13 protein-coding genes, 1 tRNA gene and 1 riboswitch are annotated in these 15,827 nt (G+C 63.7%); of the genes, 10 read left to right on the forward strand and 4 right to left on the reverse strand.

All coding sequences use genetic code 11. From position 1 onward, the window contains the following. Positions 1-8: 8 nt before the first annotated feature. Positions 9-929 carry a LysR family transcriptional regulator gene (locus G4G27_RS02665; RefSeq protein WP_183111854.1) on the reverse strand — a complete coding sequence of 307 codons (921 nt, stop codon included), beginning with the start codon at positions 927-929 and terminating at the stop codon, positions 9-11. 122 nt (positions 930-1,051) lie between these two features. On the opposite strand from G4G27_RS02665, the gene G4G27_RS02670 reads away from it, so the two are divergent. Further along, positions 1,052-1,381: a UrcA family protein gene (locus G4G27_RS02670; protein ID WP_183111856.1), complete on the forward strand. Its 330-nt coding sequence runs from the start codon at positions 1,052-1,054 to the stop codon at positions 1,379-1,381. A 274-nt stretch (positions 1,382-1,655) separates the two neighbouring features. Here the strand turns inward: G4G27_RS02670 and G4G27_RS02675 are convergent, their stop codons facing one another. Then, positions 1,656-2,504 carry an N-formylglutamate amidohydrolase gene (locus tag G4G27_RS02675; protein WP_183111857.1) on the reverse strand — a complete coding sequence of 283 codons (849 nt, stop codon included), beginning with the start codon at positions 2,502-2,504 and terminating at the stop codon, positions 1,656-1,658. 109 nt (positions 2,505-2,613) lie between these two features. On the opposite strand from G4G27_RS02675, the gene G4G27_RS02680 reads away from it, so the two are divergent. Next, the gene (locus G4G27_RS02680; protein WP_183113568.1) at positions 2,614-2,991 is read left to right on the forward strand and encodes a response regulator; all 378 of its coding nucleotides are present in this window, start codon (positions 2,614-2,616) and stop codon (positions 2,989-2,991) included. Positions 2,992-3,269: 278 nt separating this feature from the next. Continuing rightward, positions 3,270-3,344: transfer RNA gene (locus G4G27_RS02685), tRNA-Val, on the forward strand. A 333-nt stretch (positions 3,345-3,677) separates the two neighbouring features. On the opposite strand, the gene G4G27_RS02690 is transcribed toward G4G27_RS02685, so the two are convergent. Continuing rightward, positions 3,678-4,079: an Lrp/AsnC ligand binding domain-containing protein gene (locus tag G4G27_RS02690; protein WP_244624521.1), complete on the reverse strand. Its 402-nt coding sequence runs from the start codon at positions 4,077-4,079 to the stop codon at positions 3,678-3,680. Between the two features lie 213 nt (positions 4,080-4,292). On the opposite strand from G4G27_RS02690, the gene putA reads away from it, so the two are divergent. From putA to G4G27_RS02720, 6 genes are all read left to right on the forward strand, one after another. Next, positions 4,293-7,394, forward strand: a complete 3,102-nt coding sequence (gene putA, locus G4G27_RS02695; RefSeq protein ID WP_183111859.1) for a bifunctional proline dehydrogenase/L-glutamate gamma-semialdehyde dehydrogenase PutA — start codon at positions 4,293-4,295, stop codon at positions 7,392-7,394. A 272-nt stretch (positions 7,395-7,666) separates the two neighbouring features. Beyond that, positions 7,667-7,877: riboswitch (cobalamin riboswitch) on the forward strand. Between the two features lie 138 nt (positions 7,878-8,015). Further along, the gene (locus G4G27_RS02700; RefSeq protein WP_183111861.1) at positions 8,016-9,929 is read left to right on the forward strand and encodes a TonB-dependent receptor; all 1,914 of its coding nucleotides are present in this window, start codon (positions 8,016-8,018) and stop codon (positions 9,927-9,929) included. Continuing rightward, positions 9,929-10,756 (forward strand): ABC transporter substrate-binding protein, encoded by an 828-nt coding sequence (locus G4G27_RS02705; RefSeq protein WP_183111863.1) that lies wholly within the window; start codon positions 9,929-9,931, stop codon positions 10,754-10,756. The genes G4G27_RS02700 and G4G27_RS02705 overlap by 1 nt, the downstream gene beginning before the upstream one ends. After that, positions 10,753-11,718 (forward strand): iron ABC transporter permease, encoded by a 966-nt coding sequence (locus G4G27_RS02710; RefSeq protein WP_183111865.1) that lies wholly within the window; start codon positions 10,753-10,755, stop codon positions 11,716-11,718. Before G4G27_RS02705 ends, G4G27_RS02710 begins: the two co-directional genes overlap by 4 nt. Continuing rightward, entirely contained in the window at positions 11,709-12,479 is a 771-nt protein-coding gene (locus tag G4G27_RS02715) for an ABC transporter ATP-binding protein (RefSeq protein ID WP_183111866.1), read from the forward strand. Before G4G27_RS02710 ends, G4G27_RS02715 begins: the two co-directional genes overlap by 10 nt. Before the next feature lie 166 nt (positions 12,480-12,645). After that, complete coding sequence (locus G4G27_RS02720; RefSeq protein WP_183111868.1) at positions 12,646-13,254, forward strand: DUF1287 domain-containing protein; 609 nt, start codon at positions 12,646-12,648, stop codon at positions 13,252-13,254. An 8-nt stretch (positions 13,255-13,262) separates the two neighbouring features. On the opposite strand, the gene G4G27_RS02725 is transcribed toward G4G27_RS02720, so the two are convergent. After that, on the reverse strand, positions 13,263-14,129 hold the full coding sequence (locus G4G27_RS02725) for a LysR family transcriptional regulator (protein WP_183111870.1): 867 nt from the start codon (positions 14,127-14,129) through the stop codon (positions 13,263-13,265). Between the two features lie 243 nt (positions 14,130-14,372). Here G4G27_RS02725 and G4G27_RS02730 point away from each other — a divergent pair, with 243 nt between their 5' ends. Beyond that, entirely contained in the window at positions 14,373-15,803 is a 1,431-nt protein-coding gene (locus G4G27_RS02730; RefSeq protein ID WP_183111872.1) for an aldehyde dehydrogenase family protein, read from the forward strand. Positions 15,804-15,827: the final 24 nt, after the last annotated feature.

Below are 15,827 nucleotides of genomic sequence, written 5' to 3' on the forward strand. Positions count from 1 at the left end.
TGCTGCGCTTATGCGCCAATCGCCTCATACCCCGCGCCGCCTGACTGGGTTCGCGCCAGGCGGGTCAGCCGTTCAGCGAGGAATTCGAGCACCACACGAACGCGCGGCGTGTGGCGCAGCCGCTCGTGAGTCAGCAGCCATATGCCGCGCGGGCTTTCGGGCATTGGCGGCAGGCAGCGTACCAGATCCGGGTCGTTATCGGCGATCAGGCACGGCAGTACCGCCAGTCCGACATCGGATCGTACCGCCGCGAGCAATCCCATCGCCGAACTGTGATGCATCACCACACTGGCTTCCAGGCCGTTTTTCTGCAGCCACTCGCGATACAGCCGCCACAGGCCATTTTCGCCGCCGCCGACCAGCGGGTGACCGGCGACTTCGCTGCGGCGCCTCGGATAGCCATGTTCGGCGGCGTAGGAACGGCTGCAATAGAGCGTCCAATGATCGTCGGCGAGCCGTCGGCCGACGAGACCGGCGCCGGTCGGGCGCACGATGTGACGCAGTGCGATATCGGCCGCACCGGCCGCGAGGTCGCGCACTTCCTCGCTGGTGTCGAGATCGATCATGATCGCGGGATAGGCCTGATGCAGATCGCGCAGGATCGGCGAGAGAATGGTGACTGCCAGGATTTCCTGCGCCGTGACGCGTACCGTGCCGCTGACCTCGCGTTGCTGCGCTGCGGCGGCGTCGCTCAGCGCCTGGGCGGTGCGCTGCACGGCGCGGGCATGCACCAGCAAGTCCGCCCCCGCTTCAGTCAGGCGGTAACCACCGGGGCTGCGATCGAACAGCGCGACCTGCAGCGCATCCTCCAGCGCTGCGATTCGTCTCGCTGCCGTGGTCTGGCTGACCTTCAGCGCGCGGCCGGCGGCCAATGTGCTGCCGGTGTCGGCCACTGCCAGGAAATATCGGATGTCATTCCAGTCGACCATCCGGACGTTCTGCACTTTTGCATAACGGCAGTGCAACATCGTTGTTCGTCGAATCGGCAAATGGAGGCGTAGAAAGAATTCGCACCGGTGCCGAAATCCTCCCCAAATTTCGGAGACAGACAATGAAGACGCTTTTCACGCTGGCGGCCCTGGCCGCCGCGACCATCGTTGCGCCTGTGTCGGCGCAAGAAACCACGACCGGCAATTCGCCTTACCGGGTGAGCCATGCCGATCTCGACCTGCGCACTGACGCCGGTATCAGGTCGCTCGACCGTCGCATCGACCATGCCGTTGGCAAAGCCTGTGGCTCGGCTTCCGATTTCGATATCGCAGGCCAGAATGAAATCCGGCGCTGCCGTAAACAGGCGGTTGCGGCTGCTGCGGCGCAACGCAACAAGGCGATCGATGGCGTTCGACAGCCCGAAATGGCGGCCAATGAGGTCGCGCGTTGAGACTGTTATTCCGTGCCGGTGCCATGTCTGGCGCGGATCGCCGTACGGCTTGTCGGTGTCACTGAACCGTCATGGATGACTCCAAGAAATAAACTGATTGCTCAAGCGGTAAAAACCTCTTGAACCCCGAAAACCACCTTCCTATATCGGTGTCACGAGGCCCCGTGTCCCCCCTTTCGCGAGGCCTCGCGATGCACCTTCGGGTGTATCTCCTCCCTGAACCTTGGCCACCTCGGGCGTATGCCCGGGGTGGTTTTTTTATCGGGAAAATGGATTATTCGGCGGCGAGCGCCGCAGGCGCGGCAAGCGCTTCGTCGGCGAGCGCATCGATCATGCAGCGCAGCAAGCGTGCCGCTTCCCGCAAGCCCTTGCCAGGCGCATCGAGCGCGGCATCCAGATACAGCGCGCGATCGAATTCGACCTGCACGGCATGGATATTCTTCGCGGGCGCACCGTGGCGGTCGAGGATATGTCCGCCCGCATAGGGCGTGTTGGTCGCCCCGCTTAGTCCCGCCGCCATCGTCTCAGCTTCGAGCCGATGGACGAAGCGCGCCGCTGCCGAGCGCCCGAAGCGATCACCCAACACGATCTGGCTGCCCGATGCGAGGGACGGCATCGAATGCAGGTCAAGTAACACCGCCACCCCGAAGCGCGCCCGTGCCGTCGTCAGCAACCGGCCGAGCAATTCGTGATAGGGGCGATGATCGCCGGCGATCCGGGCCATCACCTCTTCGCCTTCCAACCGGCGCTGCCAGATCTCGCCGGCACTCGCCAGGCGGCGCGGGATCAGCCCGAGTCCGCCGCGCAGCTTGGCCGACTGCAGGCCGAGCGCACGCCGGTCGGCCCCGGCATCGATATGCGGGTCGCGCTCATTCTCGCTGCGGTTGAGATCGATCCAGGCGCGCGCGCGCTGCTGTACCAGCATCGTCTCGCTGTGCCGCGCTGCCATCGCCAGCGTATCGATATGGCGGTCCTCGAGCGGGCGAAGCGCGGTCAATGGGACTCGGATCGCCGCGCGCAACGCCAGCGGATAATCGCGCCCACCATGCGGCACCGACAGGATGACCGGGCTGACCGGCTCGAGCGGGCCATAAAGATCATAGGGCAGGGCGATATTAGCCATCGCGGTCACCGTAGATTGGGCGCATTCTCGTCGCAATGCGTGGATGTGGGCTGGAATTTCTTAAGGGCTTTGCGCATACACTGGCGGTTCGCAAATGAGTGGGACCGTAATGATCAGGATTCTGCTGGCTGAAGACGACCGGGTGATGCGCGAATATCTGACGCGTGCGCTTGAGCGTTCTGGCTATGCCGTCAGCGCGGTCGACCGCGGTACCGCCGCGATTCCGCTGCTTGAGACCGAGCATTTCGACCTGTTGTTGACCGATATCGTCATGCCCGAGATGGACGGCATCGAACTGGCCCAACGCGCCGGTGAGATGGTCCCGGACCTGCGCGTCATGTTTATCACCGGCTTTGCCGCCGTCACGCTCAAGGCAGGCAAGCAAATGCCGCAGGCGCGCGTTCTGTCCAAGCCGTTCCATCTGCGCGACCTGGTGCTTGAGGTCGACCGGATGTTCGAAAAGGAAAGCGCCACCGGCGGGCTTTAAAGGCTTGTTTGAAAATGCACCTTCAGTGCATTTTGGCGGTGCCGCCTTCCGCAGCCTTTCCAACGATGCTTCGCATCGCCGGAACCTTGGGCTGCTCCGCCCGCTCCCCCTCCCGGCCACCCACAGAATATCCTGGATGGGTGGCCGGGAGGGGGAGCGGGCCGGCACCGCCTTGAAATTCGCTCTTCCGCGAATTTTCAAACAAGCTCATCCGCGCTTGCGCGAGGCGGCAACCCTCGCTAGAGCGCGCAACTCGCATGGCCTTCGGGCCCGCGCGTGGGCGTGTAGCTCAGTGGTAGAGCACTGTGTTGACATCGCAGGGGTCGCAAGTTCAATCCTTGCCACGCCCACCATTAAAAGCCCGCCAGCTCGATGAGTTGGCGGGCTTTTTTGTTGTTTGCACGGAAGTCGTGCGAACTTCATTCAGCCTGAAGTTTCGACTTAATACCTGTTATATAAAGATATTTATATGTGTCTCGCTAGAGCGGAGGCGAGAAAAGATATGCAACAACCGGTGTAGCATATCTCCTGCTTGCCCCCGCAGCCCTGTTGCCCGCAGTGATTCAATCGTGAGGCAGGATTTGGCATCTCATCCCTTGCCTTGCCGAATTACCGGTGCGCTCTTTCTTATTGTCGAAAAGCAGCATTGCCACAGGATCACGAGCGCCTGCCTCGCTTTGAACGGATCAGACCGGCAGTGCCGTCTCGGTCTTGATCTCCTCCATCACCGCATAGGTATGGGTCTGGGCGATGCCGTCGATCGAGCCGAGCTCGTCGCCGAGGATGCGGCGATAATCCGCCATGTCGCGGCAGCGTATCTTGAGCAGATAATCGAATCCGCCGGCGACCATGTGACATTCAGTGACTGATGCGAAAGACTGGATCGCGGCCGCGAACAGGCCGAACACGTCTGTCGTGGTCCGGTCGAGCGTTACCTGGACGAACACCAGCAAGCCAAGGTCGAGCAGGACGGGATCGAGCCGCGCGGCATAGCCGCTGATGTAACCGTCGCGTTCGAGCCGCTTGACGCGTTCCTGGCACGGCGTCGGCGTCAGGCCGACCTCCCGCGCCAGCGCCAGATTCGACATGCGTCCGTCCCGCTGCAGCGCGCTGAGAATGCGTCGGTCGATAGCGTCAGGCCTGGCGATCGAGGTTATGGTGAATTCTCCTGTTCTTGATAATCTTGACAGAGGATATCACTATATCGAGGCAAATATACAGGCTTTATCCTCTGGTCGTTGCTGCGATAGAGGCGGCTAGTCACCAAAATTTGCCTATCACATTCAACAGAGTGTTCGCCGATGTCCTCGATCGCACTTCCCGGCCTGAGCCGCGCCGCCGTCCATGCCGCCTATCGCATGGAGGAGGAAGCCTGTGTGGCGCAGCGCCTGATCGAGGCCGAAATACCCGTAGCCGAACTGGCTGTTACCCAGGCGCTGGCTCGACAGCTGGTCGAGGGCGTGCGCGCCAAGGGGCAGGGCAATGCGGTTGATAGCCTGCTGCACAGTTTCGCGCTGTCGACGGATGAGGGCATCGCGCTGATGTGCCTGGCCGAGGCGTTGTTGCGCATCCCCGATGCCGCGACGCGCGACCGGCTGATCGCCGACAAGATCGGCGGCAAGGAATGGAGTGCCAATCTGGGCCGCTCGCAGTCGCTGTTCGTCAACGCATCGACCTTCGGCCTGATGCTCACCGGCAGCGTCGTCGCGCCGAGCGAGGGCGAGGATTGGGCGGCGGTCGCCAAGCGCGCCGTGGCGCGGCTCGGCAAGCCAGTGATCCGCCGTGCGATCTTCGAGGGGATGCGAATCCTCGGCCATCATTTCGTGTTCGGCCGCACGATCGGCGAAGGTTTGAAGCGCGGCGCCTCGGGCGTTGAAACACACAGCTTCGACATGCTGGGAGAGGCGGCACGGACGCAGGCCGACGCCGATTTCTATTTCAAGGCGTACAAGACCGCGATCGCCGCAGTCGGCAAGGCGCGCAGAAAAGGCCCGGTCGAAGGTGTCGATGGCGTCTCGGTCAAGCTGTCCGCGCTCCATCCGCGCTACGAATGGACGCAGGTCGACCGGATCAAGGCGGAGATGCTGCCACGTTTGCGTGAGCTGGTCGCCGATGCCTGCGCCGCCGATATCTGCCTCGCGATCGACGCTGAGGAAGCCGATCGGCTCGACCTGTCGATGGATTTGATCGAGACCATCGTCGCCGACGACAGCCTGTTCAGGAATGGCTGGCGTGGTTTCGGAATTGTCATCCAGGCCTATCAGAAGCGTGCGGTACCGCTGGTCGATTGGACCATCGCGCTTGCCCGTCGTTACCAGCGCAAGATGATGGTCCGGCTGGTCAAGGGCGCCTATTGGGACAGTGAAGTGAAGGCGACGCAGGTCGGTGGCTTCGCCGACTATCCGGTTTTCACCCGCAAGGCGTCGACCGACGTGTCCTATCTGGCCTGCGCGCGCCGTCTGCTTGCCGCCGACGATGCGATCTATTCGGGTTTCGCGACACACAATGCGGCGACCGTCGCGGCGGTCAAGGCGATGGCGGGCAAGCGCTTGTTCGAATTCCAGCGCCTGCACGGCATGGGCGAGGAACTGTACGAAGTGCTGCGCGAAGGCGAAGGCAACAAGCCGACCGCGGTGCGCATCTACGCGCCGGTCGGCGGACACAAGGAATTGCTCGCCTATCTCGTGCGCCGGCTGCTCGAAAACGGCGCCAACGCTTCGTTCGTCAACCGCCTTGCCGATGCCGATCAGCCGGTCGAGGCGATCATCGCCGATCCGGTCGAGGCGACGACGGAACTCGATATAGGCCGCAACCCGCGTATTCCGCTGCCGAGCCAGTTGTTCGCGCCCGACCGGCTCAACTCGGCGGGAATCGATCTGTCCGATCCGCTGGTGCGCGTGCCGCTCATGGCGCGCCTCGCCGCGCTCGAGACCTGGCATCCCGATGCGGTGCCGATGGTCGGCAAGGCGCGCCTCAAAGGTGTTTCCACGCCGGTCACCGCGCCGTTCGATCGCAGCATCACCATCGGCAAGGTCATCGCGGCATCACCGGACGCCGTTGCCAAGGCGGTGGCGCTGGCACGGGCCGCCCAACCGGATTGGGATGCGGTCGTCGTCGAGAGCCGCGCCATGGCGCTGGAAACAGCCGCCATGCTTTATGAACGGCACACCGACGAACTACTCTCGCTCTGCGTGCGCGAGGCGGGAAAGTCGGTGCCCGATGCGATCCTCGAACTGCGCGAGGCGGTCGATTTTCTGCGTTATTATGCGATTGAAGCACGTCGCCAGTTTGGCCCCGCCGATCCACTGCCCGGCCCGACCGGCGAATCCAACACATTGACCCTGCACGGCCGCGGCGTGATCGCGGCGATCAGCCCGTGGAACTTCCCGCTCGCCATCTTCACTGGCCAGATCGCCGCCGCGCTCGCGGCGGGCAATACGGTCGTCGCCAAGCCCGCCGGCCAGACGCCACTGATCGCGGCGCGGGCGGTCGAACTGCTGCGTGAGGCCGGCATCCCCGCCGATGTGTTGCATCTGTTGCCCGGCGGCGGCGATGTCGGTGCGGCGCTGGTCGCCAATCCAGACATCGGCGGCGTGGTGTTCACCGGATCGACCAACACCGCGCGTTCGATCAACCTGACGCTGGCGCAGCGCGACGGGCCGATCGTGCCCCTGATCGCCGAAACCGGCGGCCAGAATGCGATGATCGTCGACAGCTCCGCGCTGCCCGAACAGGTCACGCGCGATGTGGTTCAGTCCGCATTCCAGAGCGCGGGGCAGCGTTGCTCGGCACTGCGCGTGCTCTATCTGCAGGACGATATCGCCGATGGCGTGCTGGAAATGATCACCGGTGCGATGCAGGCGCTGACGATCGGCGATCCGCGCAAGCTATCGACCGATGTGGGGCCAGTGATCGACGCGCCCGCGCGCGAATCCTTGCAGAAGCACAGTGACGAACTGACTGGTTCGACGGTTTGCCGCCTCGCGCTTCCTGCGAGCAAAGGCGACTTCGTTGCTCCTGCCGCTTTCACCATTCCTGGTATCGCGGCATTGAAACAGGAGCATTTCGGCCCGTTGCTTCATGTCGTGCGCTTCCCGGCCGACGGTCTTGATGCGGTGATCGATGCGATCAACGCGACCGGCTTCGGTCTGACCCTTGGCGTGCACAGCCGGATCGACACGACGATCGAACGCGTCGTCGCGCGAGCGCGGGTCGGCAACGTCTATGTCAACCGCAACCAGATCGGCGCGGTGGTCGGCAGCCAGCCCTTTGGCGGCGAAGGCTTGTCGGGGACGGGGCCGAAGGCGGGCGGGCCGCATTATCTCGCACGTTTCGCAACCGAGCGAACCCTATGCGTGGATACGACCGCAGCCGGCGGCAATGCGACGTTGCTGGCGAGCTGATTCGCCCGCCAGTCGCTTCATACTATCGCGATAAGGCCCGCGATCATTGCCCAAAGCAGGATCGAAATGGCGGCTGCGATGACGAGGCCGCTGCCCGGCGCCATGGGTCTGTCGTCATGCGGCAGTTCGGGCGGAAGATGTTTCAACACCAATGTTCTCACGACCAGTTCCTTCAAGGAATGAGCTGCGAATGGCTCGTTATCCTCTTTCTTTCCTCCAAATTTACTAACGCGGTCGGCGACGGATGGTTGCACTGCGACGACGGGCGGCGTAGGGCCCGCGTCGTGACGGGTTCCCGGAGACGGGAAGCAAAAGGGAAGTTCGGTGCGTGGACCTGCAGGTCCGCCAATCCGGCGCTGTTCCCGCAACTGTAACCGGATAGCCGGTGTTCCATTCATGCCACTGGGCCGATCGGGCCTGGGAAGGCGGAACGCAGGCGACGACCCGGAAGTCAGGAGACCTGCCCGCCACAGTCGATCCACTGCGCGGGCGGGAAGACCCGGGCGGACGAGGGCGAAACCCCAAAGGGGGCGAACCTTTGAGCGAGCGACATGGACCGGGCCATTGGCCGGCTGTCGCTCCACGGCATCCGGTACATGGCCCCATGCAAAGGGGCATACCATGTTCGAATACCGTAAGATTCTGCTGACTACTGCGGCTCTGTTCGCCGCGACTCCCGTTTTCGCACAGGAAGTGCCGGCTGAAGGCGAAGGCATCATCATCGCCGATGCGATGCAAAAGGAAATCGTCGTCACCGCGACCGGAGTGGAACAGCCGGTCGACCAGGTTGGCCAGGCGATCACCGTAATCGATGCCGACACGATCCGCCGCCGTCAGGAGATCAACGTCACCGACCTGATCGCGACCACGCCTGGCGTACGTTTCAACCGCGCCGGCACCACCGGGACGGTCACTGGCGTGTCGCTGCGCGGCGCGGAAACCACCCAGACGCTGGTGCTCATCGACGGCGTCAAGGTCAATGACCCGAGCGGAATCGGCGACATGTTCGATTTCGGCAATCTGCTGGTCGGCAACATTCAGCGCATCGAAGTGCTGCGCGGTTCCAACTCGGTGGCGTTCGGCAGCCAGGCGATCGGCGGCGTGGTCAATGTGATGACCGCCGGTCCGACCGATGGCTTGGCGGCCCATGCGTCGGCCGATTATGGCTATAGCAACACCGTCAACGCCAAAGCCGATATTTCCGGCGGTAGTGGCATGTTTTCGGGCGGTGCCGGCATTTCCTATTTCGATACCGATGGTATCTCTTCGGCGAGCAAGGCATTCGGTGCGACCGAGAAGGACGGCTACAAGAACCTGACCGCAAATGCGAAGCTGAGGGTCGCGTTCAGCGACGATATCAGCCTCGATCTGCGCGGCTATTATATTGACGCCGATCTCGATTATGACAGCTTCTTCGGTGCACCGGCCGACAGCACAGATGTAAGCAAGTCAAAGCAATATATCGGCTATGCCGGGGTCAACGCGGTACTGTTCAATGGCCTGCTCAAGAACCGCTTCGCGGTGACCTGGTTCAAGCATGACCGAGACTATTATTTCGTACGCTCGAATACGCCCGATTACGGCTATTCCGGCAAAAACCTACGCTTCGAATATCAGGGTGTGTTGCAGCCTATCGAGCAGGCAAAGCTGATCTTCGGCTATGAGCATGAAAAGCCGGAATATGATTTTGCCGGCTTTGGATCGGATGATCATCGGAAGGCCAATACCGACAGCGTCTACGGTCTTGCCGTGGTGCAGCCGCTTGCGGGTCTTTCGCTTACGGCTGGTGTGCGCCACGACGATCACAGCCAGTTCGGTGGCGCGACGACCCTCGGCGCGAATGCCAATTATTCGCCCAATCACGGCGCCACCAATTTTCGACTGAGCTATGGGGAAGGGTTCAAGGCGCCGTCACTCTATCAGCTTTACGATGGCTTTAGCGGCAATGATCTGCTCCGGCCTGAACGGTCACGCAGCTACGATATCGGCGTCGACCAGTCCTTGCTCGCAGGGCGGGCAAAGGCATCCGTGACCCTGTTCCAGCGTGATACCCGCGATCAGATCGATTTTTTCGCTACGGGCCCTTTCACTGGCAATTATCGGAATATCGACAAGACCCGGGCCAAGGGTGCGGAATTCACGCTCGCGCTGCGCCCGGTCGATGCGCTGACCTTCACTGCGGCCTATAGTTATATCGACGCTCGCGATCGTTCGCTCGACCCTGCGAGTTTTGATAAAAAGCTGGCGCGCCGTGCGGACGATGCGGTCAGCGTATCGATGGACTATGACTGGTCGTTCGGCCTGTCGACCGGCGCCACATTGACCCAGGTCGGCGACAGCTTCGACGATGTTGCGAACACGCGCAGTCTCGACGGCTATGTGCTGGCCGGCCTCCGCGCCTCGATCCGCATTGCCGACCGGTTTGAAATCTATGGCCGCGTGGATAACCTGTTCGATGAGCAGTACAGCACCGTCTATGGCTATGGCACCTATGGCCGCGCGGCTTATGGCGGCGTGCGCGTGAAGTTCGACTGATGAGGCGCGGAGCGATCCCGCTGTTCGCCATCATGCTCGCGGGCTGCGCTCAGCCGGCACATGTGGCGCGCGGCGGGATCGTCTCCACCAACCCGTGTGCCGATGCGATCCTGATCGAGCTGGTCGAGCCGGATCGCATCGCCGCGATCAGCCATTATTCGCACAACCCCGCCGCCAGCTCGATCGCAGCGGATGTGGCGCGGCGCTTCCCGTCGACGGCGGGGACGGCGGAGGAAGTCATCGCGCTCGACCCCGAACTGGTGCTGACCAGCAGCTTTACACCGCTGGCCACCCGCGCGGCCTATGAGCGCGCCGGGTTGAAGATATTGGTGATGAATTCGCCGACCACCGTGGAGGCAAGCAAGGCGCAGATCATTGAGGTTGCCGCTGCACTGGGTGCGACGGCACGGGGCAAGGCGCTCAACGTGCGCATCGACGCGGCGGTGATCGCTGCAACCCAGCCCGAACGAGAGGGTGGCAGCACTCGACCTTCGGCGCTGCTCTACATCGCCGGCGACCTGGTCAATGGCTCGGACACCTTGCTCGACGAACTTCTCCGCAAAGCCGGTTTCCGCGATGCGGCGGCGGATTACGGCCTTGCATCGACCGGCAACCTGCCGATCGAAACCATCGCCGCACGGCCCCCGCGCGTGATCATGACGCCCGACGATACCTCGCGCACTGCCGCGCTGCGTCGCCGCGTTCTCGCGCGCACGGGTGCCGCGACGACCGAGGCGCATTTCCCACGCAATTTGGTCAATTGCGGCGGGCCGACGATTATTCCCGCTCTTGCTACGCTGGCCAAGATCCGGCGGTCATTGTCATGAAGCTGAAGCTCGCGCTGCTGACCCTGCTCGTGGCCCTCGCGTTCGGCCTTTCGCTGATCGCAGGCAAGGCATGGGTGCCCTTGTCCGCCTGGTTCTCCGTCGATCCACGCTGGGCGATCATCATCGAACTGCGTTTGCCGCGCGCGGTGCTTGGTCTGGCGATCGGCGCGGTACTCGGTCTGTCGGGCGCGGTACTGCAAGGCTATCTGCGCAATCCGCTCGCCGATCCCGCTGTCGTCGGTGTCTCGTCGAGCGCAGCCCTCGGCGCGGTGTCGGCGATCGTGTTTGGCGTCGCCGCCAGCCCGCTGATCGTCTTTGCATGCGCGATGGCGGGCGCGAGCGGGTCGATGATGCTGCTCGCCGCATTGACCTGGCGTCAGGCGAGCGCGGTGCACTTCATTCTGGCGGGTACGGTGCTGGCCAGCCTTGCGGGCGCGCTGACCGCCTTTCTCATCTCGGTCGCGCCAAACCCTTATGCGGTGGCCGAAGTAATCGAGTGGCTGATGGGCGCGCTCACCGACCGCAGCCTCGACGACGTCACGCTCGCGGTGCCGTTCATGGCGGCGGGCGCGGTGTTGTTGCTGCTCACCGGCCGCTCGCTCGACGCGCTGACCTTGGGCGAAGTCGCCGCCCGGTCGCTTGGCGTACGGCTTGGCCGGCTGCAGGCGCTGGTCGTGCTTGGCACCGGCCTGACGATCGGCGCGAGTGTCGCGGTGACGGGCGTGGTTGGCTTTGTCGGGCTGGTCGTGCCGCATCTGCTGCGTCCGTGGTTCGGGCACAAGCCAAGCGCTTTGCTGTTGCCCAGCGCGCTCGGCGGCGCGGCTTTGGTGCTGATCGCCGACAGCCTGTGCCGCCTGATTCCCGGCGCGGGCGAACTTCGCCTTGGCGTCGCGATGGCGCTGATAGGCGGGCCGTTCTTCTTCCTGCTGCTGCTCAAGGGGCGGAGGCTGTCATGGAGCTGAGCTTCGACGCGCTCGGTGTAACGCTGGCGCGGCGGCCGGTCCTGAGCGGCATTAGCGCGACGCTGAAGCCGGGTCGCATTACCGCGATCCTCGGCCCGAATGGCGCGGGTAAGAGCAGCCTGGTCAAGGCCGCCGCCGCGCTGATCGCACCAGCCAGCGGTACCGTCCGCCTCGACGGCCGCGATGTCGCCGCGCTCGATCCGCGCGAACGTGCGCGGTTGATCGGATATCTACCGCAGGACGCCGCAGTGCACTGGAATGTCCCCGCTGCCGATGTCGTCGCGCTTGGCCGATTGCCGCACCGCGCGCCTTATGTCGCGCCGTCGGCGGCGGATCTCGATGCGATCATGTGCGCGATGGCGGCGACCGGGACGATCGACTTCGCCAACCGTCCGATCCACGAATTGTCCGGCGGGGAACGCGCCCGCGTATTGCTTGCCCGTGTGCTTGCCGGCGAACCGGGCTGGCTGCTCGCCGACGAGCCGCTGGCAAGCCTCGATCCCGCGCATCAGATCGACATTCTCGACCGCTTGCGTGACGTCGCCTCGACCGGGGCAGGGGTTGCGATCGTGCTTCACGATCTTGGCCTGGCGGCGCGCGCGGCTGACCATGTGTTGCTGCTCAAGGACGGGCGGATGGCCGGCTTCGGCCCCGTCGCCGAGGCGCTGACGCCGGAGGCGATCCGCTTGGTGTTCGGCGTCGAGGCGCGCTGGGTGGATACGCCCGACGGTCCGCCGCTGTTGGTGACGGTCGGTCGCTAGAGCCTCCTTCGTTACGGCGAACAGACCCACCGCCGTTCGTGCTGAACCTGTCGAAGCGCTCTTGCCGCACGGATTGCGCTGGTGGCGCTTGCCCTTCGACAAGCTCAGGGCGAACGGAGGTTGGTTTCACCCTTGCCGTGTTCGACATCGCTTCTATCCTCCCGATATGACCACCCATCTCCACCGCCGCGCCTTTCTGCTCGGGCTGGGCGCTATCGCCGCGACGCCGCTGCACGCGCAGCGCGGCGGCCGCACCGCGGCCATGCTGATCGCGGCGGCGCGCCGGCAGGTCGGCGTCACGCTGCATTACGACCCGGCCTATACGTCGCTCGCCTTTCCCAATGGCGACGTGGCGCGCAGCAAGGGCGTGTGTACCGACGTGCTGATCCGTGCCTATCGCGATGCGTTTGGCATCGACCTGCAGACGCTGGTCAACGCCGATATGCGGGCGGCCTTTTCGGCCTATCCAACGCGATGGGCGCTGCGCCGGCCGGACCGCAATATCGACCATCGCCGCGTCCCCAATCTCCAGACGCTGATGACCCGCAAGGGTGCGCGGCTGCCGCTCCCCACATCGCCCCAGGGTTGGCGGCCGGGGGATATCTTCACCAGCCTGATCGACGATCGACTGCCGCATACCGGCATCGTCTCGGACCGGCGTGGGCGCAGCGGCAACTGGGCGGTGATCCATAATATCGGCGCGGGCGCACGCGAGGAGGATGCGTTGTTCGCCTACAAGCTGACCGGTCATTATCGCTTCATGCTCGATGGCTGATCACGCAGTCAGCTGATCCCCGCTGCGAAGCCGCGCAACCATTCGATCACCGCCTGGATACGCGGGGTCGCATGCGTGTCCTCATGCGTCACCAGCCAGAAGCTGCGGCCCAGCGTTACCGATGGCAGGACCGGCACCAGCGTGCGGTCGCGCGTGGCGATGAAATTGGGCAGAATGCCGATCCCCGCGCCGGAGCGGATCATCGCATGCTGCACGTTGATGCTCGTGCTGCGCGCCCGTGCGACCAGTCCGTCATGAATCTCGGACAGATAGTCCAGTTCGACCGCATGGATATGCTCGGGCACATAACTGATCAGCGTATGGCCAGCGAGCTCGGCCGCGCTTGCCGGCATCCCGTGCGCGCTAAGATAACCCTGGGTCGCATAGAGCTTGAGCTGATAATCGGCGAGCCTGGTTGCGCGCAATTGCCGGTTGCGCGGCCGCGCCAGCATCACCGCGACATCCGCTTCGCGTTTAGACGGATTGAGGAAACCCGATGCGGTGATCAGGTCGAGCCGGATATTGGGATGCCCGGCGCGGAACGCCGCCACGCCCGGCGCCACGACATGCGTCGCCAGCCCCTCTGCCAAGCTGAGGCGCACATGCCCGGCCAGCGCGCCGCTCGGGTCGCCCTCGCTCGCCGCGATCACTGCTGCCTCGATCGTCTCGGCATGGGCGAGCATCGCCTGACCCGCCTCGCTCAACCGCCGGTCGCCGCCCAATGTCTCGAACAGTGGCGCGCCGGTCTCCGCACCGAGCCGCGCGAGCCGCCGCGACACCGTCGTCACGTCGATCCCGAGCAGCCGTGCGGCGGGCGCAATCCGCCCGGCCCGCGCCACTGCGAGAAAAATTCTCAGATCATCCCAGTTCCGCAACCGGCCCCCGCAAAAAGCCCGCCTAATGCAAAAATGCACATAGCAGCGGCGATTATAGGCACTTGAAGGCAGAAATGCCTAGTGAGATAAGCCGCGCAACTAAAAAGCCGAGAGGATCGACCCCGACTGCCGGACACGCAAGGTATTACAGCCCGGCTCGCGACACATCCTCCAGTCTCTCACTCGCCCTCCGGCCGCGATGTCGCAGCCGACGGGCCACGCGACGCGCCAAAGGAACACGATATGGGCCAGGAAAACGTCAAGTTCGTCACCGAGCAGGAAACCGCCGACACCGCTGAAGTGGCGGCGCTGGTCGCCCGCTCGCGCGCTGCCCAGGCCCAGATCGAGAATTACACACAAGAACAGGTCGATGCGCTGATCCGCGCAATGGTGTGGTCGGTCGCGCGCGAGGATCGCGCCAAGGAGATCGCCCAGTTCACCGTCGATGAGACCCAGCTGGGCAATTACGACGGCAAGTTCCTCAAGATTTTCCGCAAGACCCGCGCGACGCTGATGGACATCATCGACGACAAGTCGGTTGGCGTGATCGAGGAGGACCCGATCCGCAACATCGTGAAGATCGCCAAGCCGGTCGGGGTGATCGGCGCGCTGTCGCCCTCGACCAATCCCGAGGCGACTCCGGTGATCAAGGCGATTAGCTCGGTCAAGGGGCGCAACTCGATCATCATCGCGCCGCATCCACGCGCGAAACTGACCAACAAGCTGATCTGCGATTATATGCGCGAAGCAATCGTCGCGATGGGCGCGCCGGCGGATCTCGTGATCAGCATCGATACGCCGTCGGTCAACAAGACCAACGAGCTGATGAAGCAGTGCGACCGCATCCTCGCCACCGGCGGCGGTGCAATGGTCACCGCGGCTTATTCCAGCGGCACGCCGGCGCTCGGCGTCGGTGTCGGCAATGCGGTGATCACGGTCGACGACACCGCCGATCTCGACGATGCGGCGGAAAAAATCCGCATCTCCAAGACGCTCGATCTTGCCGCGTCCTGCTCATCGGACAACAGCGTCATCCTGCTCGACGCGATCTATGACGAGATGCTCGCCAAGCTGCAGGGCAAGGGCGGTTTCATCCTCGATGCCGAGGCGAAGCAGAAGTTCCAGGACGTGTTGTGGGTCGACGGCCACATCAACGCCAAGGTCGTCGCACAGACGCCGAAGTTCATCGCTGATTTCGCCGGCTTCGAAATCCCCGAAGGCACGCAATTCTTCATCATCCCGGAAACCGGTTATGGTCCCGACCATCCCTTTTCGGGTGAGAAGATGACGGTGGCGATGGCGCTTTACCGCGCGAAGGATATCGACGACGCGATCCGCCTGACCAACGCGATCCAGTCCTATCAGGGGCAGGGGCATAGCTGCGGCATCTATTCGCGTTCGGACGCGAACATCATGAAGCTCGCCAATGCGACGCGCACCAGCCGCGTGATGGTCAATCAGCCACAATCCGCCTCGAACAGCGGCAATCTATGGAACGGCATGCGCCAGACCTTCTCGCTCGGCTGCGGCTCCTGGGGTGGCAACGGCACCAACAACAACATCACCTGGCGCGACCTGATCAACGAGACCTGGGTGTCGAAGCCGCTCGCCACGCCCAAGGTACTGGTGTCGGACGAGGAACTGTTCGGCGATGTGATGGCCAAGCTGGCCTGATCCGGCTTGTGGGGGCAGCGGCGA

The organism is Sphingomonas sp. So64.6b, assembly GCF_014171475.1.
In the GTDB taxonomy this organism is placed as follows: Bacteria; Pseudomonadota; Alphaproteobacteria; order Sphingomonadales; family Sphingomonadaceae; genus Sphingomonas; species Sphingomonas alpina_A.

Coding starts and splice junctions, on each gene's coding strand:
- G4G27_RS02665 (WP_183111854.1), bottom strand. CDS start 929: ATGGTCGACTGGAATGACATCCGATATTTCCTGGCAGTGGCCGACACC.
- G4G27_RS02670 (WP_183111856.1), top strand. CDS start 1,052: ATGAAGACGCTTTTCACGCTGGCGGCCCTGGCCGCCGCGACCATCGTT.
- G4G27_RS02675 (WP_183111857.1), bottom strand. CDS start 2,504: ATGGCTAATATCGCCCTGCCCTATGATCTTTATGGCCCGCTCGAGCCG.
- G4G27_RS02680 (WP_183113568.1), top strand. CDS start 2,614: ATGATCAGGATTCTGCTGGCTGAAGACGACCGGGTGATGCGCGAATAT.
- G4G27_RS02690 (WP_244624521.1), bottom strand. CDS start 4,079: ATGTCGAATCTGGCGCTGGCGCGGGAGGTCGGCCTGACGCCGACGCCG.
- putA (WP_183111859.1), top strand. CDS start 4,293: ATGTCCTCGATCGCACTTCCCGGCCTGAGCCGCGCCGCCGTCCATGCC.
- G4G27_RS02700 (WP_183111861.1), top strand. CDS start 8,016: ATGTTCGAATACCGTAAGATTCTGCTGACTACTGCGGCTCTGTTCGCC.
- G4G27_RS02705 (WP_183111863.1), top strand. CDS start 9,929: ATGAGGCGCGGAGCGATCCCGCTGTTCGCCATCATGCTCGCGGGCTGC.
- G4G27_RS02710 (WP_183111865.1), top strand. CDS start 10,753: ATGAAGCTGAAGCTCGCGCTGCTGACCCTGCTCGTGGCCCTCGCGTTC.
- G4G27_RS02715 (WP_183111866.1), top strand. CDS start 11,709: ATGGAGCTGAGCTTCGACGCGCTCGGTGTAACGCTGGCGCGGCGGCCG.
- G4G27_RS02720 (WP_183111868.1), top strand. CDS start 12,646: ATGACCACCCATCTCCACCGCCGCGCCTTTCTGCTCGGGCTGGGCGCT.
- G4G27_RS02730 (WP_183111872.1), top strand. CDS start 14,373: ATGGGCCAGGAAAACGTCAAGTTCGTCACCGAGCAGGAAACCGCCGAC.